The organism is Campylobacter sp. W0066.2 (assembly GCF_024723515.1).
GTDB lineage: Bacteria > Campylobacterota > Campylobacteria > Campylobacterales > Campylobacteraceae > Campylobacter_D.
Window position 1 is genome coordinate 1 of sequence record NZ_JANQCV010000003.1, and the last position, 24,577, is coordinate 24,577.

A 24,577-nucleotide genomic window follows, 5' to 3' on the forward strand; every position below is an offset into this window, starting at 1 on the left:
TAGGAAATTTAAAGTATTTTGAAATTGAGCTAATTGGTTTTGCAAATTTATTTTATCATCAATTAAACTTTGTTTTTCATTGGTTAGAATTGTAATTGTGGTTTGTAAATCACTGTATAAAGATACGCTTTCTATAGGAAGTTTAACTTGTAGTTTTTGTTCTAGCTCGTATTGTTTAGCCGCTAATTCTACAGGTGGAATTTCAAGGCGATGTATTTTAAGATTTTTGATCTTTAGTTTACCATTTAAACTTAGTTGTTCTAAAAGTTCGGCTGTTAAGTTGTAGATATGTTGCCAAGGTATATAATAGTTTCTTTCTCCTCCCCAATCCCAAGAATTATAAGCTTTACTTACTAATTTAACAAATTCTTTTTTTACAATATTAATTTCTGTTAAGTTGCTATTTTTATACATTTTAGCAAGATCTAAATATGCCAAATTTCCATATAGTATGGTTGGTTTTTTACACAATATTATGGGTAAAATTCCTCCACTACCTGATTCAACTATACATAAGTCAGATTGGAGGCAGTATAATGCCGCTTCTTTATAAGTCATACCTTGTAAAATTTTAATTTTTATATTGTTATATTTTTGATTTGCAAAATAATTTAAAAAAGTATTAATATATTCGTTTGTTTCATGACCAGTATCAGTTTTTTGTTTATTATTTAGAGTTTTTACAGAGTCTAAAAACACTCGTATATTTTTGTATTTTTTATTTAGCATTTTAATTAACTGCGCTATAGCCTCTACTTGATTTACCCATGTTTTTATGTTTTTTCTGTAAACAAAACTTATAAATAGTGTTAATTCATATTGATTATCGCTATCGTTAGTGCTATTGAATTGTTTAAATATCTTATCGGACATATTTGTCAGTATTTGTATGTTTTGCGTTGTTCCAATTACTTTGTGTATGCTTATTACTTTTAATGGTAGATATACTATTTTTTCGTTTGTATATTGGCATCCAGGAGGTATGTAAAATGCTTCTGTTGAATTAATAAATTTATTAGTATTAAGAATTAAGAAATATTGGAGAATATCATAAAAAAAATGCCAAGGATGTTTGTTGTTTATTGAATATCCAAAACTTATATCATCAAATAAACATTTAGTATAAGGTATTTCTTTTATAGTGTTTAAAAAAACATTGTAATTCGAATGAGCGTTTGGAGTTCCGTATATTATATCATCTACTATGAAATAATCAAATATACCTCTTGCCTGAAAAGCTGCCCATATGTATTTATTTGATTTATCAATAAAAATTACACAGTCTTTATATGAATATATAGCTCTTGTTAATATATTATTATTTATTGGATGGTACACTTCAAAATATTTTTTATTTTCAAAACTTTTATAAAAATTTACAATACCATACAAATCTTTTTTTTCTTTCATTTCGCATATTTGTGATAATTCTCCACTATATTTAGAAAAATCATATTCATTGTATTTAAAATTTTTATTATCTTTACATCTATCTATGAAACGCTTAATATACTCCATCATACTTTACCCTTGTTTGTTTAGTAAATAAAATGTATAATTATATTATATTTTATTATATATAATACACTAAAAAAGATTAATTGTATGGTAACTTTATATGCAATTTCCAAAAAACTTATAATTAATGTTAAAAATTTTTATACAATAACTCTATATCATACTCGTAAAATCATTATAAAAGAAGATATTTTTGTAGGTTGGGGTAGAAAAAAGTCGGGATTGAGGGCTATAGAATTAGCCAAAAAACATAATGCAAAATTTTTGCTTTTAGAAGATGGCTTTTTACGCTCACTAAATTTAGGTGTAGAAGATAGTCCAAGTTTTTCTATCGTTAAAGATGATGTGGGAATTTATTACGATGCAACTGTGCCATCTAAACTTGAAAATATTTTAAATACTTATGAGTTTAGTACCGAAGAGCTAGAACAAGCAAAAAAAGCTATAGAGCTTATAAAAAAAGAAAAACTTAGCAAGTATAATAATAATCTTTGCGTACCAAAAGAGCTTTTTAGTGCTAATGAAGAACGCGTATTAATCATCACTCAAGTAGCAAATGATGCTTCTCTTAAATTTGGCTTAGCTGATAGTTTTTCAACTCAAGATATCATAAATGATGCTATCAAAGAAAATCCAAATGCTAAAATATACATTAAAATTCATCCTGATGTATTAAGTGGTAAAAAACAAAGCGATTTTAACGCACAAGATTTACCAAGCAAATGTGTAGTTATAAAAGAAAATTATAATCCCATAGAATTGCTAAGTTATTTTAAAAAAGCTTATACTAAGACTTCTGGTATGGGCTTTGAAGCTTTGATGTTAGGATGCGAATGTGTGTGTTATGGTATACCTTTTTATGCAGGTTGGGGTTTGACTCAAGATAAGTTAGAGTGCAAAAGAAGGCTTAAAAAAAGAAGTTTAGAAGAGGTTTTTTGTGCTGCTTATATTTTATATAGTGAGTATTTTAATCCTTATTTAAATCAAAAAAGTGATATTTTTGATACTTTTTATACTTTAGCAAAGTATAAAAAGATAGAACAAGCTAATTCAAATACTTTGTATTTTTTAGGTTTTACTTTGTGGAAGCGTTGGTTTATGAAGCCATTTTTTAAAGCAAAAAGCAATAAGATTATTTTTTTAAATTCACTAGATGAACTTTACAAAGCGAATTTAAATCCTGAGGATAAAATTTTCATTTGGGGTAAAAAGTATGATAAAGCTTTATTAGTCAAAGATTTTAATAATGAAATTTTCTTAGTAGAAGATGGCTTTTTACGCTCTGTTTTTTTGGGCTCAGATCTTACGCGCCCTTTTTCTTTAATAGTAGATAGCAAAGGCTTGTATGTTGATCCAAGCAAGTCAAGTGATTTAGAAGATATTTTGCAAAATCACATTTTCGATGAAAGCTTAAAACAAAGAGCTAAAAAACTCATCACCACCATCACACAAAATAAATTTTCAAAGTATAATGGCTTAAAGCATGAAACATTAAATTTTAATACTAATAAAAAAATCATTTTAATCCCTGCTCAAGTAGAAGATGATGCTTCTATGATCTTAGGTGGTGCAGGTTATGATACCTTAAAACTTTTACAAAGTGTAAGAGAGGCAAATGAAAATGCCTTCATAGTTTTTAAACCTCACCCTGATGTTTTAAGCGGTAACCGTAAGGGTTTAAAAGATAAAAACATTATTTTAAAATATTGTGATGAGATTATAGAAAATGTCAGCATAGATAGTGCTATAAATGTGAGTGATGAAGTACATACTATAACCTCTACAAGTGGTTTTGATGCTCTTTTGCGTGGTAAAAAAGTAGTAGTGTATGGTAAGCCTTTTTATGCAGGCTGGGGGTTAACTATGGATTTGCATGAAATTCCAAGACGTACAAGAATGCTTAGTTTAGAAGAGTTAGTTGCGGGGGTTTTGATCCTTTATCCAAGATACATCCATCCAAAAAGTAAAAATTTATGTGAAGTTGAGCTTGCTTTAGATATAATGTTAAAAATACAAAAAGATTATTTTTCTAAATTTTATTTGCGTTGGTTTATGGATATAAGAATTTATATATTAAGAAAAATAAGAAGATTGATAGAATTTATTTTGATTAGATGAATTTAAGTAAAAAGTTAAAAAAATTTTCTGGCAAAAATGTTTTATTGCTTCAAGGGCCTGTGGGAGGGTTTTTTCGTAAAATTGCTACAAAAATTCCGCAAGCTAAGGTTTATAAAGTAAATTTTAATGGTGGAGATTTTTTCTTTTATCCTTTTAAAAGTATTAATTACACTAAAAGTTTAGCTGAGCTTGAAGACTTTTATAAAAAGCTTTTTGAAGAAAAACAAATTCAAGTCATCTTGATGTATAATGATTGTAGAAAAGTGCATGAAATCGCCATTAATGTTGCTAAGCAAATGGGTATTGAAGTATGGATTTTTGAAGAAGGTTATATTAGACCAAATTTTATTACTTTTGAAAAAGATGGAGTGAATGCAAACTCGACTTTACCAAGAGAAAAAGAATTTTACCTAAGTCAGAAAAAATTTGATAAAGATTTTAAATTTAAAACTTTCTCAAGTACTTTTAAAAATATGGCCTTTGCTTCATTTTTATACTGGCTTTTTGCTTTTTTATTTTCTTGGTATTTTAATAATTCTTTACATCATAGAAGTTTAAAACTATTTGACTTTTTACCTTGGCTTTGCTCAGTATATAGAAAAAACAAATACAAAATCACAGAAAAAAGTTTAAATGAAAAAATTCTTTCCCTAAAACAAAAGTATTTTTTAGCTATTTTACAAGTGCACAATGATACTCAACTCTCCCATCATTATAAAAAAACTACAGAAAAATTTATAGAAGAAGTGATCATCTCTTTTGCTAATCATGCCAAAGCAAAGTCATATCTAGTTTTTAAGCACCATCCTATGGATCGTGGTTATAGGGATTACACAAAACTTATAGAAGATTTGAGCTTAAAATACAATGTCGAGGGTAGAATTTTATATGTACATGACTTACACTTACCTACGCTCTTAATCAATGCAAGAGGCACCATAGTCATAAATAGCACAGTAGGACTTTCTGCTTTATATCACAATAGTCCTTTAAAGGTTATGGGAAAAGCCTTTTATGATATTGAAGGTTTGACTTATCAAAAAAGCTTGCATACTTTTTGGAAAGAATGCAGAGCATATAAACCTGATGCGGTTTTACATGCTAAATTTAGAAATTATGTGATATATAAAACCCAAGTCAATGGAAATTTTTTTCAAAAATACTAGTTTAGATTAAATTTTCTTTTTGTAGTTTTTTGCAATTTTTTTTAGTTTAAAAGGTAAGCTTAAATAGCCTATTTTAAAAGGAGTTCTTGAAGCTTGCAAAAGTGCATTGCCTAAAAGATAAGGCAAATGTGTTTTGGCTATTTGAGCATGTTTATAGTCAGCATAAGCTTTTAGTGGTGGTAAGTTTTTTTGATCTTTTTGATTTTTAAAATGATCTTTTTTGACTTTTCTTAATTCAAAAGGTATTTTGAAGTATCCTAAAAAGCTTTTGCTATTTTTCATGATAGTTTCCCCAAGCTTATAGCTTAGTCTTTCTTTTATCCTTAAACTAGCTCCATAAAGCCTATTGTCTTGATGGATGAATATTTCATATTCATTTTTTAAACCTTTGTGGTCTAAAAAATGTAAAAGACTATGATTTTGACTTTGTAAAAATGTTTGCATATCAAGTTTTTTTAGTTCATGGTATTCTAGTGCTAATTCTTTATAAAATGCTATAGGTGGTATTAAAGAATCATGGGTATTTGTAAGATAATTCTTACATTCAATTTTTTTATCATTATCATTTTCTAAAAGTAAAATTCCTATTAAGTCCACATAATCAAGCCTTGGTGTTTTTTCATTTGCTATGCTTAAGCCAGAACTTTCCTCGTTTTGCTTGATAATTTGTGTATTAACATACAAAAAGGTTTGCTCATCGCAAATTGCTTTTTCATTTTGTATATCTTGAAAAGTATTGATAAGTCCAAAATTTTTTACTAATTTAAAAGATGAGTTTTCAATGCTTATAGATGATATAGCATGGGTTGATGAATTGGTGTGATTCCAAGTATGTATGCCTAAAATTTGATAGTTTTTTAACTCTTTTGGAAAAATGATTTTTTCATTAGCTTTAATCTTTGTAGTTTTTTCACAAAAAAATGAGTTTTTATGTTCTATTTTAGTTAAATTTGAAGGTGCAAAGATATGATATTTTCTTTTCGAGCAAATGATATTTTCTTTGGATTTTTTAAAGCTATGTAAATTTTTAATGATGTTTTTTCCAAGCTCTTGCATAGCTAGTGGCATAGGGTGAAATTTATAGTTTTGATCAAAATCATAAAGATTATTTTTTTTGTAATAAAAGTCTACATCGATTAGATTAAAACCATAATAAGCACAATTTTTCCTATGAGCTTCATTGATAGCTTTTGATTTGTCATTACAAGCTGGTATAGGGAGTATAAGCACTATGGTAATTTTGTTTGCTTTGTAAAGTTCCTCGTAAAAATAATCAATATTTCTAAGTATAATATTTAAACTCATAGGGCTTAAATAATCATTGATATTTGATTCACTGATGAGAAAATCACTGTTGATTATAGTTTTTTCATGGCGTATTAACTCATAAAGATTTTGTAAAGAAGTGCTAAGTCCTAAAGCGTAATTATGTAGTGTAATGTCTTTATTTTCAAGACCTATTCTAAGACCATTTTTAACTACACTATTGCTACCACCTAGTAAGATTACATCCATAAGTTCTTTCTTGATTTTATAATTTTTTATTTATTTTATAAAATATTTTTTAATGAATAATTTCAGAGTAAAAACACCTCATTTTGCCTTTAAATAAGCATTTGACAAAGATAACAACTTTAGCTATATTTTTAAATTCATTTTGAGTTTATTTGGGATTTTAATGGATAAATTGTGTCAAAAAAGAGATGTTTTTTATATAGCTGGTTATGATCCTAGAGGATATAGGCATTATTATGCTATGTTTAAAAAAAATTTAGCCGAGCAAAATATACTTTTAAATTATAATTATACTTTATCAAAAGCTCAGGTTAATGCTTATCCTCTTTGGCAAATTCAAACCCCATATGCAAACACCACTTACATCTTTTTAAGCTGGAATGATATAGTCAAAAAAAACTGGTCAGAAGGTATAAAAGATGCCTTGAGTGATTGCTATAGTTTTTTTCGAATTTATACTATAACAGGGCTTTTTTTAAAATTTGGTAAAGAATCTCCACACCAACTCATCACAGGCTATTATCCATTTTTTTATGTACTTTTGAGTTTGATTTTTACTTTAGCTTGTGCTTTTGGAAGCTTATTTTATTTGCAAAATTTTCATATTATTTTAGGAATTTTGGTTTTTATTTTATCATTAGTATTTTTACCAAAAATACTTTATAAATTAGGCAAGAAATTAGCTGTTTTTTGGATAGCTAGAATTTGTTCTTTTTGTGCAAACTGGGAGAAAAATTCTCAAGGTGAGCTTGAGTTAAGAATGGATGATTTTGCTAGAGTTATTTTTGAAAAACTAAAAGAAAATGCAAATGATAAAAACTATGAGCTCATCTTAAGCGCACATAGCGTAGGAACGGTGCTTTGCATAAATGTTTTAGCAAAAGTGCTTAGAAAATGTGAAAAAGAAAATATTTCTTTTGAAAATTTAAAGGTTTTAACTTTAGGTGAGTGCATACCTTTGGTAAGCTATCAAAAAAGATCTTTTGAGTTTAGAAAAGACTTAGAGTATTTAGGAAGTAAAAATTTAATATGGTATGATTTTACCTCTATTATCGATGGGGCTTGCTTTGCACAAGTTGATTTTATACGCACAAGCGGAGTAAAAGCACAATTTAGTCCAAAATACCTTTCGGCTAAATTTCATACCTTATATAAAAGCATAGATTATAAAAAAATTAAAAAAGATAAATATAAAGCACATTTTTTATATTTATTTGCCACGCAAATTCAAGGGGTATATAACTTTTTTGAATTTATCATAGGTAAAAATAAATTAGAAGAAAAAATCAAATAGGAGAAAAACATGGGTCAGTGTCCTTTTCATCCAAAGCCTTATAAAAATAAAGCTTCTACATTAACTACTTTTTTACTAAAAAGAAGATCGTGGCTTGATGGACTTTATGAGCGAAGCTATAAAATGATGATGGGTAGAGTAAAAATGCCTGGCTTTGATCTATATGTAATAAATGATCCAAAAGAAGTTAGACGTATTATGGTAGATGAGGTTAGAGAATATCCAAAAAGCCAACTTTTACATGAGCTTTTAGAGCCACTTTTAGGTATAAGCATTTTTACGACTAATGATAGAGTATGGGAAAAACAAAGAGAGCTTTTAAGACCTTCTTTTGAAATGACAAGGATTTCTAAGGTTTTTAATTTGATGAGTGAAGCAGCTTCTGATATGATGGCAAGATTTGCAAAGTATGAAGATAAAGCGATTATAGAAGTAGATGAAGCTATGACTTTTGTAACTGCAGATGTGATTTTTAGAACTATCATGTCATCAAAACTTGATGAGCAAAAAGGTAAGCTTGTTTTAGATGCTTTTGTAACTGTGCAAGAAGAAACAGTTAAAACAGCTATGCGAAGAATGTTTCGTTTTCCAACTTGGCTTTCAAATCTTTTGGGTGAGAGAAAAAGACTTAAAGCAGGCGGAGTTATACGCAAGGTTTTATCAGATATTATAAAACCAAGATATGATAATGTCCTAAATGATCAAGGAAAATATGAAGATATTTTATCATCATTGCTTATGGTAGTAGATGCAGATACTAATGAGAGATTTTCTTTTAATGAAATTTTAGACCAAGTTGCCATGCTTTTCTTAGCAGGCCATGAAACTACTGCAAGCTCGCTAACTTGGACACTATATATTTTAAGTATTTCTCCAAAAGAACAACAAAAAGCTTATGAAGAAATCATGCAAGTTGCAGGTGATGAGGAGTTTAAGATAGAACATATTAGAGCAATGAAATATCTTACAAATGTGTTTAAAGAAAGTTTAAGACTTTATCCGCCGGTTGGCTTTTTTGCTAGAGAAGCAAGAAATGAAAGCAAAATGAGAGATAAGTTTATTAAAAAAGGTTCAGGTGTAGTGGTAGCTCCATGGCTTATTCATAGACACGATAGTTTTTGGGAAAATCCACATGAGTTTAATCCAAGTCGCCATGAAGATAAAAGTAAGATTAAAAAAGACACCTATATGCCTTTTGGTATGGGAGAGCGTGTGTGTATAGGGCAGGGCTTTGCTATGCAAGAGGCTGTTTTGATTTTAGCTAATATTTTAAGGACTTATAAGTTAGAATTAGAAGAAAATTTCGTGCCTGATATTGTAGGAAGACTGACTATAAGATCAGCAAATGGTATGAATATAAGATTTATAAAAAGGCAAAAATGAAAGAAAAATTAGCAGGAACCATACTACTTTGTGCTATCGTTCCTTTAGCGGTGATTAGTTATCTTTTTATTGTTATAGTAGGAACTTTTGGTAATCCTGCTAGGGTTAGACAGGGTGTGAGAGCGCTTGATCATTTTGTCAATGCTACTTTGTTTAATGGTTATGCTTGGGAGTCTTTATCATCTCATGCTTGGAGAGAACGTGATAAAAGATGGGCTAAAATAGTTATTAAAATCACAGATTTTTTTGATAAAAATCATTGCCAAAAGGCAAATAAAAGGGAACAACCTATAGTAGATTTAGTTTTAGAAAGAAAGCTTACCGAGCAAACCGTCGGTAAGCAACTTTAATTTTCTCCAAATAAAGCCTTAAGATTTTTAAATGCTTCTTCTTGGTTGTTAGTTTTTTCTTCACTGTTTACTTCATTGAGTTCTATCTCATATCCAAGAAGCATGCTTGCTAAGCGTATATTGATCCCACTTTTTCCTATGGCTTTGCTTTTTTGCTCACTATTTAGCGTTACAATAGTCTTTTTATCTTCAATACTAACTGAGTTTATAATAGCTGGAGCTAGGCTTCTAGTGATTAAAATTGCCATTTCATTAGAATACTCAATGCAGTCGATATTTTCATTTTTTAATTCTTTGCTTACAGCATTGATTCTAACTCCTTTTATGCCCACAGTTGCTCCTACTGCATCAACGCTTGGACTATTTGCTTGTAAGATAATTTTTGCTCTCTCACCTGGAATTCTTGCACTTGCATAAATATTTATAAGGCCATCTTTGATTTCAGGAACTTCAGCTTTTAATAAAGCTTCTAAAAATTTAGGGCTAGTTCTACTAAGCTCCATTCTCATACCTGATTTATCGATATATACATGTCTAATGACAGCTTTAATCACATCGCCTACTTTAAATTTTTCACCTTTGATACGATTTTTTCTAGGTAAATATGCACGAAACTCATCAATTTCTATATAAGTATTTTCTTCGCTATCCACTCTTACTACGCTACCAAAAACCATATGTCCTACCATTTTTTGGTATTTTTCATAGATTTTTTCTTCTAAGAGTTTTTGAATGTTATATTCTAATTCTTTATGTAAGATATTTACAGCAGTACGGCCTAAATTTTCTAAAGAACACTCATAAGTTAACTCATCGCCAATTTCTACATCTTTAGCTTCTGCTCTTGCTTTACTTAAAGCGATAAAATGCTCATTTTCATTTTCTAATCTTTCATCATTATCAGCTACTACGATGATTTTTTGATAAAGTTGTAAATTTTTACCTGAATCAACAAAAAATTCATACTTATCGCCATAAATTTTCTTAGCAGTATTAATAAGTGCTTTTTTAACTCTTTCTCTTACATCTTCTATTTGTAAATTTTTCTCATTAGCAATGGATTCAATTATATCTGTGATTTTTTCCATAATGACAATACAACCTTAATTTTGGATTTTAAAAGTTTGAAGAATAAAATTATATCTTTAATAAGTTTAATTAAAAGTAAAATTTGCTATAATTTCAGATTAAAAAAACTTGAGGATGATGATATGGATTTAAAAATAGCAAGAACCTCTGTTGATGAAAAGCCAAAAAGTATAAGTTTAGAAAGTATTGAAAAGGCTGTAGATAAAGAAGGTCAAAAATTTTTCTATTTTGATAAAGACAATGCGCATAAGCAATTAATCGCTTTAGTAGAGCATTTTGAAAAAAAAGGAAAATGTGTTTATCATAGAACGATCAAATATGGTTTAGATGATACAGATTTTATGTATGAGGTACACATTCTTTGAGTAAAAAACTTTTTATACAAACTTTAGGTTGTGCTATGAATGTGCGTGATTCAGAGCATATGATAGCCGAACTTAAAGAAAAAGAAAATTACGAATTAACTCAAGACGCAAAAGAAGCAGATTTGATTTTAATCAATACTTGCTCAGTGCGTGAAAAACCCGTGCATAAGCTTTTTTCAGAAGTTGGAAGTTTTGAAAAAATCAAAAAAAATGGAGCTAAAATAGGAGTTTGTGGTTGCACTGCTTCGCATTTAGGAGATGAGATTTTTAAGCGTGCTCCTAATGTGGATTTTGTTTTGGGTGCTAGAAATGTTTCTAAAATCACAAAGGCTGTAAATACGCCAAAATTTTTAGGCAATGATATAGATTTTGATGAGAGTAATTATGCTTTTGCAGATTTTAGAAATAGCCTTTATAAGACTTATATTAATATCTCTATAGGTTGTGATAAACATTGTACTTATTGTATAGTGCCTCACACAAGAGGAGATGAAATTTCTATACCTTTTGAGATTATTAAAAATGAAGCATTAAAAGCTGTTTCTAAAGGTGCTAAAGAGATTTTTTTATTAGGGCAAAATGTTAATAATTATGGTAAAAGATTTTCTAATGCACATGAAAAGATTAATTTTTCAGATCTTTTGGAAAAGTTAAGTGAAATCGAAGGTTTAGAGCGTATCCGCTTTACAAGTCCACATCCATTGCATATGGATGATAGATTTTTAGAGGTTTTTTCTAAAAATCCTAAAGTTTGTAAGTCTATGCATATGCCTTTGCAAAGTGGTTCGAGTGAAATTTTAAAAGCTATGAAACGTGGTTATACTAAAGAGTGGTATTTAGATAGAGCATTGAAATTGCGTTCTATGTGTAAAGATGTGAGTATTTCCACTGATGTGATTGTAGCTTTTCCAGGTGAGAGTGATAAAGACTTTGAAGATACTATGGATGTGCTTGAAAAAGTGCGTTTTGAGCAAATGTTTTCTTTTAAATACTCTAAAAGACCACTAACTAAAGCTGCAACTATGCCAAATCAAATTCCTGATGATATAGCTTCAAAACGCTTGAGTATTTTACAAGCAAGACATACAGAAATTTTAGATGAAATTGTTGCAAAACAAAAAGATAAAGAATTTGAAGTTTTATTTGAAGAATTAAGAAGTGAAGGTTTTGTAGCAGGTAGAAGTGATAATAACTTTTTGATTCAAGTTAAAGGTAGTGAAGAGTTATTAGGACAAATGAAAAAAGTAAAAATCACCAATCCTAGGCGTATGGTGTTAAATGGCGAAATCCTTTAAGATTAATCTTTTAGCTTTTGGAATTTTTTTATTACAATGGCTGATTTTTTTAACTTGTAGAAAGGTTTATTTAGGGCAAAAGCTTCCAAAAAGATCATGTGTGATACTTTTTTGGCATGGGCGTCTTGCTCTCATGCCTTTTGCTTATCGTAAAATGGGTATCAAAGGAAAAAAGGCTTATGTGATGATTTCACACCATAAAGATGGAGAAATCATTGCTAGAAATATTGCTTTTTTTGGTTTAGATACTTTAAGAGGTAGCACAAGCAAGGGTGCTTTGGTTTTATTAAAACAATCTTTTAAAATCTTAGATCAAGGTGATGATGTGATTATCACTCCAGATGGACCAAGAGGGCCTTATCATAGTGTTTCAGATGGTTCTGTGATGATAGCTTTGAAAAAAAATGCTCCGCTTTTTTTGCTAAATTATGAAGCAAGTTCTTTTTGGGAATTTAAAAGTTGGGATAAAATGATCTTACCTAAACCTTTTTCCAAGATTACTTATAGACTAAGTGAAGAAATCAAAATACAAAATTTAAATTTAGAAGAAGCTAAAGTATTGATAAAAGAAAAATTTGATATGATAAGTCAAATAGACAAAGGATAAACACTATGTTATCTTTTTTTAGAAAGTATATTTTACAACTTTTAGTTTGTATTTGCTATGATGAAAAACAATACATTATAAGATGTCATACTTGGAAAAAATCCCAAGTTGTTGATACTTTTGAAAAAAGCTTTGAAGATAAAGAAAAAGCCATAGAATATGTAAAAAATTTAACTAAAGATTTTCAAATTTATTACATATGCACTTTTTTTACTCCTATTGCCCAAGGCGTTGTGCCAAGCTCAAATTTTAAAGATCTTTCCAATTTTGGTGTTGATGCAAGTGGTGTTAAGTGTATTTCTTTTAATAATGGTTTATTGTATGCATCTAATCATTCTTTAAGCTCATATGAGCAAGATTATGAGGCTTTTGGTGGTTTGGATTTACTTTATTCGCCTTTTTCTTTGCTTTATCATTGTATGGCAAATAGAGGTTTTGAAGAAAAAATAGGCCTTTATGTGTATAGATACCATGATTTTGTTGCGATGTTAATTTGTAAAAATGAAGCTATATTATTTGGAAGTTATTTTAATATAGCTAGTCAAAATTATGATGAAGATGATTTTTTTGATGATATTAAAGAAGAATTTGATTTACAAATTGATGATGAAAATCAAGAAGAAGAAAATGAACAAAATTATGATTTAAAAAGTTTAGAAGAAATGAGTCAAGAGCTTGATAAACTTGAGGAATTAGATGAAGAAAAAAAAGAGCTTCCTATTGAGTCTTTGGAAAATTTTAGCTCAGATATGAAAATGATAGAATACATCATTTCAAGTGTAAAAGAGTTTTATCAAAATCCTTTGTATGATAATAGCTTTTTGGAAGAAATTGTGATTTTTGATGAGGAAAGTTTTAGTTCGACCTCGCTTGATTATTTAGAAAATGAGCTTTTTATAAAACCTAAAGTAGAACTTGTAGATACTCTAAATTTGATGAATGAACTTATGGTGAAGGACTTAAAATTATGAGATATAGTCTAATCAAACCTAAGATAAAACCTGTTTTTAATCTTTTTACTAGAATTTGGATTTATTTTACTAGCATTAGTGTTACTTTGATTTTTGTAGTATTTATTGTGGTAGTTTTTAAAAGCTATTATGCGTCTGTACAACTTGATAATAAAAAAGAAGAGTTAGCTCAAATTATCGCACAAATTAATGCTAATAAGCTTAAATATCAAGAATTAGTAAAACAAAATGATAAAGCAGAGTTGATTTTGGGAGATTTAGAGCAAGAACAAGAAAATGGTAAAAATAAAGTTTTATTAAAAAGTATTCAAAATCTTTTTACTTTAGTGCCTAAAAACATATCTTTAGATGAGGTTTTAATGGAAGATAGATCGCTTATTTTAAGAGGCATTACACCTACTAAAGAGATGTTTGCATTGTTATTAGAGGCTCCATTAAGAAGTATTTTTTCCAATTCTCAAACAAGTTATTATCAATTAGAAAATGGGTGGTATCGCTTTGTAAGTGTAAATATTACTATACCAGAGGAAATGTATGAGCAAAAACGATAAGAGCTTAGAAGAAGCTGATGTATTAAAAATCTTGATTTATTCTTTTTCATTTGTAGCGCTTTGTGCAATTTTGATTTTATTTTTAATCGTGCCTTTTTTGAAAGATTATAAAATCGAACATTCAAGATTAGCAACCCAGCAAATTCAAAATACTAAAGCAATAAATGAGTTGCAAGCTTTAGAAAAAGTTATTGATGAGTTTCAAAAGGTGAATGCGCAAAATTTAGCTCAAATTAATGCAGAATTTTCACAAAAAGAATTATTAGAATTTATGAAAAATTACTTTGATGATGTAAAAATCAATCTCATTCCTATTAAAAAAGAGCAAGAGTATTTAAAATACCAATTTGGAGCTAATGTAAAGATGAAAAATCCTCAAGCTTTTTACTCTTTTTTAAATGATTTACAAAGATATAAAAATTTAATAGAAATTAGCACTCCTGTAGAGTTTAAATCCGAAGAAAAACACATCAATCTTAAATTTAAGATTGATGTGTTTTATGCACAGGCTATTCAAAAATAATTACTTCATTATTTTGATAAGGAGTAACTTTTTCTTCTTTTTTATCATCTTGTTTTACATCTTGAACTTTTGAATTTTCTTGTGTTTTTGACTCTTCTTTGATTTCTTTTACACTAGTTTTTAGACTAGATGTGATTTCTTTATAAAAAGCAACAAAAACTTTATCAATTTCTAAAGCACTTGCTGCAAGACTTTCATTAAGCTGAGTAGGAACAGCACTGTATACCTCTCTAAAGCTTTCTATGCTTGCTTGACCTTTTATAGGATAATTTAAAATAACAGGATCATTTAATTTTGCTGAGCTTGTTGTGCTTTGAAAAGTATCTTCTTGATGTAAATTATTTAAATGACTTTGAGCTTCTAAAATAATCATAAAAGAAGACTCTACGCTATCGCCTCCAAGACTTGAATTTCTTGTAACCTTATCTTCATATAAATTAGCATTAATAACTATATTAAAAACATAGTCAGGATTTTCATTATCTATAATATATCCTTTACTTTGAAGCAATGCTTTGCTATCTTCTAAAAGTTGTTTTTTGAGTAATTCTAAGCTTTTGTTGATTCTTTGATTTAGAGTAGATTGCTCAAAATATGAACTATAAAAAGTACTTTTTATAATTTCTACATCATTGATTTTGACTTTAGGGTTATTAGCATTTGTGTGGTTGTGTTCTTCAAAAGTGCTTTTAAAATTTGGCATAGAAATATAATATGTTTTTTGATTACCAGCGCAAGCACTTAAAAATAAAATTATGCTAAAAAATAATAATATTTTTTTCATTTTCTCTCCTTGTGATTTTTATAATTATAACAATTTTTTGCTATATTATATGTTTTACAATAAGGGCTTTTTATGGAATTTTGGCAAAATATTTATGCAAATTTTGATGTGGTAGCTTTTGAAATTTTTGGTTTAAAAGTGCATTGGTATGGCATTATGTATGTGCTAGCTCTGCTTGTTGCTTTAATGGTTGCAAAATACTATGCGATTAAAGACAATATGGGAATTTCTAAAGCTATGCTTGATAGCTATTTTATATGGGTAGAAATAGGGGTGATTTTAGGTGCAAGAATAGGTTATATTTTAATTTATGATGTGCATACTTTATGGTATCTTACACATCCTTGGCAAATTTTTAATCCCTTTTATAATGGAGAATTTGTAGGGATTAGAGGTATGAGTTATCATGGAGCTGTTGTGGGATTTTTGATAGCAACTTATGCTTTTTGTAAAAAAAATAAGCAGAATTTATGGAAATATTTAGATTTGGTTGCTATTAGTGTACCATGTGGATATATTTTTGGGCGTATCGGAAATTTTTTAAACCAAGAATTATTTGGTAGAGCTACAGAAGTACCTTGGGGTATTTATGTAGATGGGATATTGCGTCATCCATCGCAGCTTTATGAAGCATTTTTGGAAGGATTTGTGGTTTTTGCTATTTTACTATTAATAAAAAAATATAAAAAATACAATGGAGAATTAATTGCTTACTATACGATTTTATATGCCCTAGCACGCTTTGTATGCGAGTTTTTTAGAGAGCCTGATTTCGGTATAGGCTTTATTGCTTTTGGTATGAGTATGGGTCAGATATTGAGTTTATTAATGTTTTTATTAGGACTATTTCTATCTTTTTATTTAAGAAATATTAAAAAAAATTTATAAATTTTTATTTATTTTAAGAATAAAAGTTCTATAATTGCTCCGATATTAAAACTTATCAACTTTTAAAAGGAGTAAATATGAGCCAACTCATTGAAGGTTTTTTAGGCAAGAGTATTGATGGCAAAAAAAGTAAAATGCCAGCAAAACTTGACTATATTCAAAGTGCAACAGGCTTGATTTTAGGCTTGTTTATGTGGGCACATATGTTTTTCGTTTCTACTATTTTGGTTAGTGATGATTTTTTTGATTCGGTGGTTCACTTTTTAGAACTAAAATTTATCATTAATAGCCCTATGATGAGCTACATCACTTCTTTCTTAGCTGCCTGTGTTTTGGTTATTTTCTTTGTGCATGCAGGTCTTGCAATGAGAAAATTTCCTATTAATTTCAGACAATACCAACTTTGTAGAACACACTTAAAATATATGAATCATGGTGATTCTTCTTTATGGTGGGTTCAAGCTGCAACTGGTTTTGTAATGTTTTTCTTGGGTTCTGCACACTTAATTTTTATCATTACTAATGCAGATAAAATCAGTGCTGATATGTCAGGTGATAGAGTAGTGAGTCATTTTATGTGGTTATTTTATATTGCATTATTAATCTGTGTTGAGTTGCATGGTAGTATTGGTTTATATAGATTATGTGTAAAATGGGGTTGGTTTGAAGGTAAAGATGCAAAAGAAAGTCGTAAAAAACTTAAAAAAGCAAAATGGTTTATTAGTATTTTCTTCTTAGTTTTAGGTGTATTAAGCTTAGCTGCTTTTGCAAAAATAGGCTTTAATAATTACCAAAACAACTCTGTAGCGCAAATAGTAAAAACTTATGATGGAGCTAAATATGAACATACAATATAGTGATGCTTTAGTTATCGGTGGTGGTCTTGCAGGTTTAAGAGCTGCTATTGAAGTTGCAAAAAGTGGTCAAAGTGTAACTTTATTAAGTATTTGTCCGGTTAAAAGATCTCACTCAGCTGCTGTACAAGGTGGTATGCAAGCTAGTTTAGGAAATAGCGTTAAAGGCGAGGGAGATAATGAAGATGTGCATTTTGCTGATACAGTAAAAGGATCTGACTGGGGTTGTGATCAAGAAGTTGCAAGAATGTTTGCGCAAACTGCTCCAAAAGCTGTGCGTGAGCTTGCTGCTTGGGGTGTGCCTTGGACTAGGGTTACAAAAGGACCTAGAACTGTTGTTATAAACGCTCAAAAAACTACCATTGAAGAAAAAGAAGAAGCACATGGTCTTATAAATGCAAGAGACTTTGGTGGTACTAAAAAATGGAGAACATGTTATATTGCTGATGCGACAGGACACTGTATGCTTTATGGTGTGGCAAATGAAGCGATTAAGCATCAAGTTAAAATCATCGATAGAATGGAAGCAGTAAGAATTATCCATGATGGTAAAAAATGTCTAGGGGCTATTGCTAGAGATTTAACTAATGGAGAATTAATCGCTTATGTTGCTAGAGGAACTATGATTGCAACAGGTGGTTATGGTAGAATTTATAAACAAACTACAAATGCTGTTATTTGTGAAGGTACAGGAGCTGCTATTGCACTTGAAACTGGACTTTGCAGACTTTCAAATATGGAAGCAGTACAATTTCACCCAACCCCAATCGTACCAAGTGGTATCTTACTAACTGAAGGTTGTAGAGGTGATGGTGGTATCTTAAGAGATGTTGATGGTTACCGCTTTATGCCTGATTATGAGCCTGAGAAAAAAGAACTTGCAAGTAGGGATGTTGTAAGTCGTAGAATGATGGAGCATATTAGAAAAGGCAAAGGTGTAAAAAGTCCTTATGGAGATCATTTATGGCTTGATATTTCTATCCTTGGTCGTACTCATGTTGAAAAAAATCTTCGCGATGTTCAAGATATTTGTAAAACATTTAATGGTATTGATCCTGCTGATGAGGGTCCAAAAGGCTGGGCGCCAGTTTTACCTATGCAACATTACTCAATGGGTGGTATTAGAACAAAACCAACCGGTGAAAGTCAATGGTTAAATGGTCTTTTTGCATGTGGTGAAGCAGCTTGTTGGGATATGCACGGATTTAACCGCTTGGGTGGAAATTCATGTTCAGAAACTGTTGTTGCAGGTATGATCGTAGGAGATTATTTTGCACAATATTGTAAAGAAAATGGTAATGATATTGATACAAATATCGTTAAATCTTTCCTTTCTAAAGAGTATGATTATTTAAAATCTCTTGTAAGTAAAGAAGGAAAACATGATGTATTTGAAATCAAAAACAGAATGAAAGACATTATGTGGGAAAAAGTAGCTATCTTTAGAACAGGTCAAGGTCTTGAAGAAGCGGTTAAAGAGCTTGAAGAGTTATATCATAAATCACTTGATCTAAAAGTACATGATAAAGAATTAAAATGTGCAAATCCAGAGCTTGAAGAAGCTTATAGAGTTCCAAGAATGCTAAAAATTGCTTTATGTGTTGCTTATGGTGCGCTTTTAAGAACAGAAAGTCGTGGGGCTCATTATAGAGAAGATTATCCAAAAAGAGATGACTTAAATTGGATGAAAAGAACAAATACTTACTGGGTAGAAGGTGAAAGTATGCCTAGAGTTGAGTATGAAGATCTTGACATTATGAAAATGGAAATTCCACCTGCATTTAGAGGTTATGGTGCTAAAGGAAATATCATTGAAAATCCATTAAGCGAAAAACGCCAAGTTGAAGTTGATGCGATCCGTGAAAAAATGGAAGCAGAAGGCAAAGGTAGATATGAAATTCAACATGCTCTAATGCCTTATGAATTACAAGCTAAATTTAAAGCACCAAATCAAAGAATAGGAGTTGATTATGAGTAGAAAATTAACAATAAGAGCATTTAAATATAATCCATTAAGTAAAATTTCTAAACCTCATTTTGTTACTTATGAGCTTGAAGAAACTCCATTTATGACGATTTTTGTGTGCTTAACTCAAATCAGAGAAAAAATGGATGCGGATTTGAGTTTTGACTTTGTATGTAGAGCAGGAATTTGTGGAAGCTGTGCTATGATGATCAATGGTAAGCCAAAACTTGCTTGTAAAACATTGACAAAAGACTATCCAGATGGCGTTATAGAGCTTATGCCTTTACCTGCATTTAGACACATAAAAGATTTAAGTGTTAATACAGGTGAGTGGTTTGATGGTATGTGCAAACGCGTTGAAAGCTGGGTGCATAATGAAAAAGAAACAGATATTTCTAAACTTGAAGAGCGTATTGAGCCAGAAGTTGCTGATGAGACTTTTGAACTTGATCGTTGTATAGAGTGTGGAATTTGTGTTGCTTCTTGTGCGACTAAGCTAATGAGACCTGACTTTATCGCAGCTACTGGACTTTTAAGAACAGCTAGATATTTACAAGATCCACATGATCACAGAACCATAGAAGATTTTTATGAGTTAGTAGGTGATGATGATGGTGTATTTGGATGTATGTCTTTGCTTGCATGTGAAGATAATTGTCCAAAAGAACTACCTTTGCAAAGCAAAATCGCTTATATGAGAAGACAGCTTGTCGCTCAAAGAAACAAATAATCCTAGCCCCCAAGAAAAGGGGGCTCTTAAAACCTTACTAAAACAAATTTGGCAAAATCATAGCGTTTATCTTGACACAAATACACTTTTTGATGAAAGTTTGATTGATACTCAAAAAGCAGCAATTCTTTTAAGTACTAATCTTGATAATTATGAAAGGTTTAGTGCTTTAAATGAATTTAAAAGTTTAATGAAAAGTTTAAATTTACGCTTAGACCTTTATGGTATTCAGTATGCACAGGTTTGTTTTATTAATGCTTTAAATTTAGGAATTTTAGACAAAAATGAGCTTTTAAAATCCTTAGAAAAACTTCAAAAAATCACTGATAATACTTTAATACATACTTTTGTATCTAAGCAAAAAGTTATTCAAAAAGATTACAAACAAGAAGTTAAAAGCTCACATCAAACATTAGATCTTATTAACCAAAACTTACAAGAGCTTTGCGAAGATGAAAAAGCTCAAAAGCTCTTACAAGAAGCTTTGGTTAAATTTAGTAATATTGATTTTTCCATCGCGGTAACAGGTGTAGTAAATGCAGGTAAATCAAGTATGCTAAATGCACTTTTAAAAAAGGATTTTTTAGGTGTATCTAATGTACCTGAAACTGCAAATTTGAGCGTTTTAAAATACGGCAAAGAGCAAAAAGCTAAGATATATTTTTGGAGTGATGAAGAATGGCAGGATATTTTAAAAAGCTCCAAAGATAATCAAGATATGCAAGATCTTATAAAACAATTAGAACAAAATTTTAATCTAAATGAGTATATTGAAAAAGAAAATAAAAATATAGAAATAAAAATTGAAGAATTAAAAAATTACACTAGTGCAAAAAATAAAATTTCAGCACTTATTAAAAAAATAGAACTTTTTTCATCGCTTGATTTTTTAAAAGATAATGTTTGCATAGTTGATACTCCAGGACTTGATGATGTTATTATCCAAAGAGAGCTTTTAACAAAAGCGTATATAAGCAAAGCTGACTTTTTAATCCACCTTATGAATGCTTCTCAAAGTCTTAGTCAAAAAGATTGTGACTTTATTATAGAATGTTTGTTAACTTCAAGAGTAAGTAAGCTTTTGATTGTGCTTACTAAGGCTGACTTGCTTAGTCAAAAAGACTTGCAAGAAGTAATTAGTTATACTAAAAATAAGCTCAAAGAAAATTTAGCACAAAAGCAGCTTAGCCAAGAATTATTAGATAATGTAGATTTTGTGTGTATTTCTTCAAAACTAGCTAACTATTTTTATCAAAAAAAAGGTGGAAATTTAGAGCAAAGCAATATTTTAACACTAGAAGAACTTATAGCTAAAAGCTTATATGATAAAAACAAAATCGCTCTAAGTGCTTATAAAAAAGAATTATTATTGCATTTAGAAAAAATAGAAGAAAAAATTAAATTTTCTAATAAAATGCTAAATTATGAAAGCTTTGAGTTTGATAAGCAAAATCAAACTATTATCAATTATTTTAAAGCAAAAAAAGAAAAATTAATGCAAGTAAAAGCAGAGCTAAGTGCTATTTTTAGCACAAAAGATGAAAATACTCAAGAAATTTTAACGCTTTTACATTTACTAGCTAAGAAATTAAAAGAAAAACTTATAGATGAGCTAAAATATAATCAAAATAATAAAATCAAAAACAACACTCAAAGACTAAATACTATCATTGATACGACTTTAAAAGATGGAATTTTTGATCTTTTAAGAGAGTTAAAACAGCAAAGTGAGTATAAGATCAATGATCTTAAAACCACACTAAGTGTGAAATATGATTTTTTAAAAGCTATTTTAGAGCAAAATTGTGATGATTTTAAAAGTAAGGTTGAAACAAAAATAGAAAGCATTTTCACTAATGATCTTTTTATGACATTAAAAGCGGAGCTTTTAAAAAAATTAGAATCAACTCAAGATATTTATAAACTAGAAAGCTTTTTAGAAAATCAAATTTTAGAAAAATTACAAACATTTAATATAGAAAAAATCGCCCTAGATTTAAAAAATAATCAAGAATTTTTTACCAATTTAGAGCTTAGTTTAAATTTATACGAAAAAGAACAAGAAGAGCAAATCAAAGACTTAAAAGACTTGATTTTACAAATAGAGCAAAATGAACAAAATTACAAAGAGTTTTTAGAAAAAAACAATACAAAATTACAAAGTTTAAAGACTTTAAAAACGGAGCTTTTAAATGCAAAATGATTTGATTAATGATTTTTTAAAAGCTTATGAAAATGCTTATTGTAAAAGCTTTGATGATAGTTTTGAAGGAAAAATTTTAGCGATTAAAAATGCATTTTTAGAACCAAGCTTGCATTTAAATGATGTGTTTTTAAAAGATCTTGAGATGATTATAGCTAGCTATAAAAGAGCCATTAATGTGGCTATTATAGGGCAATTTTCTAGTGGTAAATCTACGCTTTTAAATTTAATTTTACAAAAAGAATGCCTGCCAACAGGCGTGGTGCCAGTGACTTTTAAGCCCACTTTTTTACGCTATGCTAAGGAGTATTTTTTAAGAGTTGAATATGAAGATGGCAGTGATGAGATTGTTGATATAGATGAGCTTTCTAAATTTAGCGATCAAAGAAATGAGTTAAAAGAAACTAAAAGTTTGCATCTTTTTGCACCTATTGAGCTTTTAAAAGATATCACGCTTATAGATACCCCAGGTTTAAATGCAAACACCACCGATACGCTAACTACTTTTAAAGAACTTTCTTTTATGCATAGTGCTATTTGGCTTAGTTTGATTGATAATGCAGGCAAAAAAAGTGAAGAAGATGCCATAAAAGCAAATGCTAAGCTTTTAGAGCGTGGTGGGATTTGTGTGCTAAATCAAAAAGATAAACTAAGTCAAGATGAGCTAGAAAATGTTTTAAATTATGCTCATTTAGTTTTTGATAAGTATTTTGAAAAAATCATCGCAATTTCATGTAAAGAAGCAAAATTTGATTTGCAAAAGTCAAATTTACCTTTACTTTATGAGTATTTAAAAGAACTTGATTATGAGCACATTAAAAAAGATTTTATTAAAGAAAAACTTGGTAATTTATGCGAACTTTTGTCAAATCAATACGATTTATTTCAAAATGTGCTAGAGCAATTAGAGTTTAAATTTAATACTGTTTTGCAAACTTTCAAAGCAAGCAAACTAGAGCAAAAAATCAAAATTTTAAATCATAATTGTTTGGATAAATTAAAACTTGTTGGAGAAAAAATTGCTCAAGAAATTTTAAAATTTATCAAAGAAAAAGATAGTAGTTATTATAAAGAAGTTAAGGGTTTATTTAAGAAAAATCTTTATGAAAAAGTTGCTTATAAAGCGCCATATCTTTCAAGTGACGATGCGTTTTTGGCTATGTTTTATAACTCTGAAGCAATGAATAAGGAATTTAAAAGATTAAAAAATGAAATCGCTTTAGAATTTAGTCAAATCAAAGATGATTTTTCCTTATTTTTTACTAATTTAGAAGAGCAAATTTTGCTTTTTAAGGCTCAATTTTCAAATTTACAAAAAGAAAATGCCTTAGAAAGTGAAAAAGAATTTGCTAGTTTTAGAAGCTTTGCTAGTGCTAGTGAGGAGCTTTTTTTAAAAGATTTTAAGCAATTATTATTTAAAAGCCAACTTGAGCTTGATTTATTTTTAGAAAAACTTAATCTAAAAGCTTTAGCAAATTATGAAAGCGCTACTAAGCTTACTTTGGGATTTTTTAGCGCTAAAATGAATGCGAGTAAAGAATTTTACGAGCTTGATAGCACTGAGTTTAGCTTATATCATCCAAAAGCAAGTGAAGTACATCAAAGAGTATTAACTGAGCTTAATGTATATGAATTTGAAGATTTACTTTTAAATAAGCCTGTAGTTTTAAAAATTTATAAAAATTATATGCAAAGCTTTGTTGATTTTATTGAAGCTAAAAGACAGATTATTTTGAAATTAAAAAGTGAATTTGAGGCTAAAAAATCAATGATTTCTAGCATCAAATCCCAAATTCCTAAGCTTTAAAAATTTTTTCTAAGTGCGCTTTATAATTTGTGAAATACTCTTGTACTTGAGGATTTTTGATTACATCATTAGCTATGAAAGTAGGTAAAGCACTCATGCCTAAGAACTCATGCGCTTTGTGAAAGTGTAAATACACTCCATCAACTCCGGCTCCATTAAAGAATTCATTCTCATCATCAAAGGCTTGTATTGGAGCATTCCAAGTTAGTGAAAGCATGTATTTTTTATTTTTTAAAAGCCTGCCTGTACCATATTTTTAGTAGGTTCATTATGACTTCTGCCATCGTTTTTATAAAATACTCCATGTCCTGCTGTGAAAACATCGTCAATGTATTTTTTCACTATCCAAGGCTCGCCCATCCACCAACCAGGCATTTGCCAAATCAAAACATCAGCGTTTAGAATTTTTTCTACCTCATTGTTTATATTATAGCCTTGATCTATATGTGTTTGTTGGGTTTGTAAACCAAGATCTTTTAAGGCTTTAAGTGCAAGCTCATGCAAGCTTGTATTTAATCTTCCTTTAGAGTGTCCAAAGTCTTTTGCGCCATTTAATAACAATGCTTTTTGCATATTTTATCCTTTTATGTTTTTAAAATT

21 protein-coding genes and 1 pseudogene are annotated in these 24,577 nt (G+C 29.3%); 17 read left to right on the forward strand and 5 right to left on the reverse strand.

Features of this window, described 5'->3' with window-relative positions:
- Positions 1-1,521, reverse strand: a 1,521-nt coding sequence (locus tag CAMP18498_RS01585; protein ID WP_337197033.1) for a hypothetical protein, incomplete at its 3' end; no start/stop codon positions are given.
- A gap of 84 nt (positions 1,522-1,605) precedes the next feature.
- On the opposite strand from CAMP18498_RS01585, the gene CAMP18498_RS01590 reads away from it, so the two are divergent.
- Together CAMP18498_RS01590 and kpsS are read left to right on the forward strand one after the other, a co-directional pair.
- The gene (locus CAMP18498_RS01590) at positions 1,606-3,636 is read left to right on the forward strand and encodes a capsular polysaccharide biosynthesis protein (protein ID WP_337197034.1); all 2,031 of its coding nucleotides are present in this window, start codon (positions 1,606-1,608) and stop codon (positions 3,634-3,636) included.
- Positions 3,633-4,802, forward strand: coding sequence for a capsule polysaccharide modification protein KpsS (kpsS, locus tag CAMP18498_RS01595; RefSeq protein ID WP_337197035.1), 1,170 nt, complete (start codon positions 3,633-3,635; stop codon positions 4,800-4,802). Before CAMP18498_RS01590 ends, kpsS begins: the two co-directional genes overlap by 4 nt.
- Before the next feature lie 6 nt (positions 4,803-4,808).
- On the opposite strand, the gene CAMP18498_RS01600 is transcribed toward kpsS, so the two are convergent.
- Positions 4,809-6,317: an SGNH/GDSL hydrolase family protein gene (locus CAMP18498_RS01600; protein ID WP_337197037.1), complete on the reverse strand. Its 1,509-nt coding sequence runs from the start codon at positions 6,315-6,317 to the stop codon at positions 4,809-4,811.
- Positions 6,318-6,480: 163 nt separating this feature from the next.
- Here CAMP18498_RS01600 and CAMP18498_RS01605 point away from each other — a divergent pair, with 163 nt between their 5' ends.
- From CAMP18498_RS01605 to CAMP18498_RS01615, 3 genes are read left to right on the forward strand one after another with little or no spacing between them, the layout of a single operon-like run.
- Positions 6,481-7,611 carry a DUF829 domain-containing protein gene (locus tag CAMP18498_RS01605; RefSeq protein WP_337197038.1) on the forward strand — a complete coding sequence of 377 codons (1,131 nt, stop codon included), beginning with the start codon at positions 6,481-6,483 and terminating at the stop codon, positions 7,609-7,611.
- Between the two features lie 9 nt (positions 7,612-7,620).
- A complete protein-coding gene (locus tag CAMP18498_RS01610; protein WP_337197040.1) occupies positions 7,621-8,994 on the forward strand; it encodes a cytochrome P450 in 1,374 nt (457 codons plus the stop codon).
- Entirely contained in the window at positions 8,991-9,344 is a 354-nt protein-coding gene (locus CAMP18498_RS01615) for a membrane protein (protein ID WP_039627957.1), read from the forward strand. The genes CAMP18498_RS01610 and CAMP18498_RS01615 overlap by 4 nt, the downstream gene beginning before the upstream one ends.
- Here CAMP18498_RS01615 and nusA read toward each other — a convergent pair.
- Complete coding sequence (gene nusA / locus CAMP18498_RS01620) at positions 9,341-10,432, reverse strand: transcription termination factor NusA (protein ID WP_337197042.1); 1,092 nt, start codon at positions 10,430-10,432, stop codon at positions 9,341-9,343. The two genes, CAMP18498_RS01615 and nusA, sit on opposite strands and share 4 nt — an antisense overlap.
- A 123-nt stretch (positions 10,433-10,555) precedes the next feature.
- Here nusA and CAMP18498_RS01625 point away from each other — a divergent pair, with 123 nt between their 5' ends.
- Genes CAMP18498_RS01625 through CAMP18498_RS01650 form a run of 6 tightly spaced genes read left to right on the forward strand, consistent with a single transcriptional unit; the run spans position 10,556 to position 14,745 of the window.
- Positions 10,556-10,798, forward strand: a complete 243-nt coding sequence (locus CAMP18498_RS01625) for an HP0268 family nuclease (protein ID WP_039617566.1) — start codon at positions 10,556-10,558, stop codon at positions 10,796-10,798.
- Entirely contained in the window at positions 10,795-12,093 is a 1,299-nt protein-coding gene (gene miaB / locus CAMP18498_RS01630; RefSeq protein ID WP_039627961.1) for a tRNA (N6-isopentenyl adenosine(37)-C2)-methylthiotransferase MiaB, read from the forward strand. The genes CAMP18498_RS01625 and miaB overlap by 4 nt, the downstream gene beginning before the upstream one ends.
- On the forward strand, positions 12,077-12,700 hold the full coding sequence (locus CAMP18498_RS01635; RefSeq protein WP_337197045.1) for a lysophospholipid acyltransferase family protein: 624 nt from the start codon (positions 12,077-12,079) through the stop codon (positions 12,698-12,700). The genes miaB and CAMP18498_RS01635 overlap by 17 nt, the downstream gene beginning before the upstream one ends.
- Before the next feature lie 5 nt (positions 12,701-12,705).
- Positions 12,706-13,671 carry a hypothetical protein gene (locus CAMP18498_RS01640; protein WP_337197046.1) on the forward strand — a complete coding sequence of 322 codons (966 nt, stop codon included), beginning with the start codon at positions 12,706-12,708 and terminating at the stop codon, positions 13,669-13,671.
- On the forward strand, positions 13,668-14,222 hold the full coding sequence (locus CAMP18498_RS01645) for a hypothetical protein (protein WP_337197048.1): 555 nt from the start codon (positions 13,668-13,670) through the stop codon (positions 14,220-14,222). The genes CAMP18498_RS01640 and CAMP18498_RS01645 overlap by 4 nt, the downstream gene beginning before the upstream one ends.
- On the forward strand, positions 14,206-14,745 hold the full coding sequence (locus CAMP18498_RS01650) for a hypothetical protein (RefSeq protein WP_337197049.1): 540 nt from the start codon (positions 14,206-14,208) through the stop codon (positions 14,743-14,745). The genes CAMP18498_RS01645 and CAMP18498_RS01650 overlap by 17 nt, the downstream gene beginning before the upstream one ends.
- Here CAMP18498_RS01650 and CAMP18498_RS01655 read toward each other — a convergent pair.
- Positions 14,732-15,529, reverse strand: a complete 798-nt coding sequence (locus CAMP18498_RS01655; RefSeq protein WP_337197051.1) for a membrane lipoprotein lipid attachment site-containing protein — start codon at positions 15,527-15,529, stop codon at positions 14,732-14,734. The two genes, CAMP18498_RS01650 and CAMP18498_RS01655, sit on opposite strands and share 14 nt — an antisense overlap.
- A gap of 72 nt (positions 15,530-15,601) precedes the next feature.
- Between CAMP18498_RS01655 and lgt the strand changes: the two genes are divergently transcribed.
- The 6 genes from lgt (at position 15,602) to CAMP18498_RS01685 (ending at position 23,977) form a co-directional block, all read left to right on the forward strand.
- Complete coding sequence (gene lgt, locus CAMP18498_RS01660; RefSeq protein ID WP_337197053.1) at positions 15,602-16,417, forward strand: prolipoprotein diacylglyceryl transferase; 816 nt, start codon at positions 15,602-15,604, stop codon at positions 16,415-16,417.
- Positions 16,418-16,494: 77 nt separating this feature from the next.
- Positions 16,495-17,274: a fumarate reductase cytochrome b subunit gene (locus CAMP18498_RS01665; RefSeq protein WP_039617578.1), complete on the forward strand. Its 780-nt coding sequence runs from the start codon at positions 16,495-16,497 to the stop codon at positions 17,272-17,274.
- Positions 17,258-19,249 (forward strand): fumarate reductase flavoprotein subunit, encoded by a 1,992-nt coding sequence (locus tag CAMP18498_RS01670; RefSeq protein ID WP_337197054.1) that lies wholly within the window; start codon positions 17,258-17,260, stop codon positions 19,247-19,249. The genes CAMP18498_RS01665 and CAMP18498_RS01670 overlap by 17 nt, the downstream gene beginning before the upstream one ends.
- Positions 19,242-19,967: a fumarate reductase iron-sulfur subunit gene (locus CAMP18498_RS01675; RefSeq protein ID WP_012661078.1), complete on the forward strand. Its 726-nt coding sequence runs from the start codon at positions 19,242-19,244 to the stop codon at positions 19,965-19,967. Before CAMP18498_RS01670 ends, CAMP18498_RS01675 begins: the two co-directional genes overlap by 8 nt.
- Positions 19,945-22,170, forward strand: a complete 2,226-nt coding sequence (locus CAMP18498_RS01680; protein ID WP_337197056.1) for a dynamin family protein — start codon at positions 19,945-19,947, stop codon at positions 22,168-22,170. Before CAMP18498_RS01675 ends, CAMP18498_RS01680 begins: the two co-directional genes overlap by 23 nt.
- Positions 22,160-23,977 carry a dynamin family protein gene (locus CAMP18498_RS01685; protein ID WP_337197058.1) on the forward strand — a complete coding sequence of 606 codons (1,818 nt, stop codon included), beginning with the start codon at positions 22,160-22,162 and terminating at the stop codon, positions 23,975-23,977. The genes CAMP18498_RS01680 and CAMP18498_RS01685 overlap by 11 nt, the downstream gene beginning before the upstream one ends.
- On the opposite strand, the pseudogene CAMP18498_RS01690 reads toward CAMP18498_RS01685, so the two are convergent.
- Positions 23,967-24,550: pseudogene (locus tag CAMP18498_RS01690) on the reverse strand (NAD(P)H-dependent oxidoreductase). The gene CAMP18498_RS01685 and the pseudogene CAMP18498_RS01690 sit on opposite strands and share 11 nt — an antisense overlap.
- Positions 24,551-24,577 lie beyond the last annotated feature (27 nt).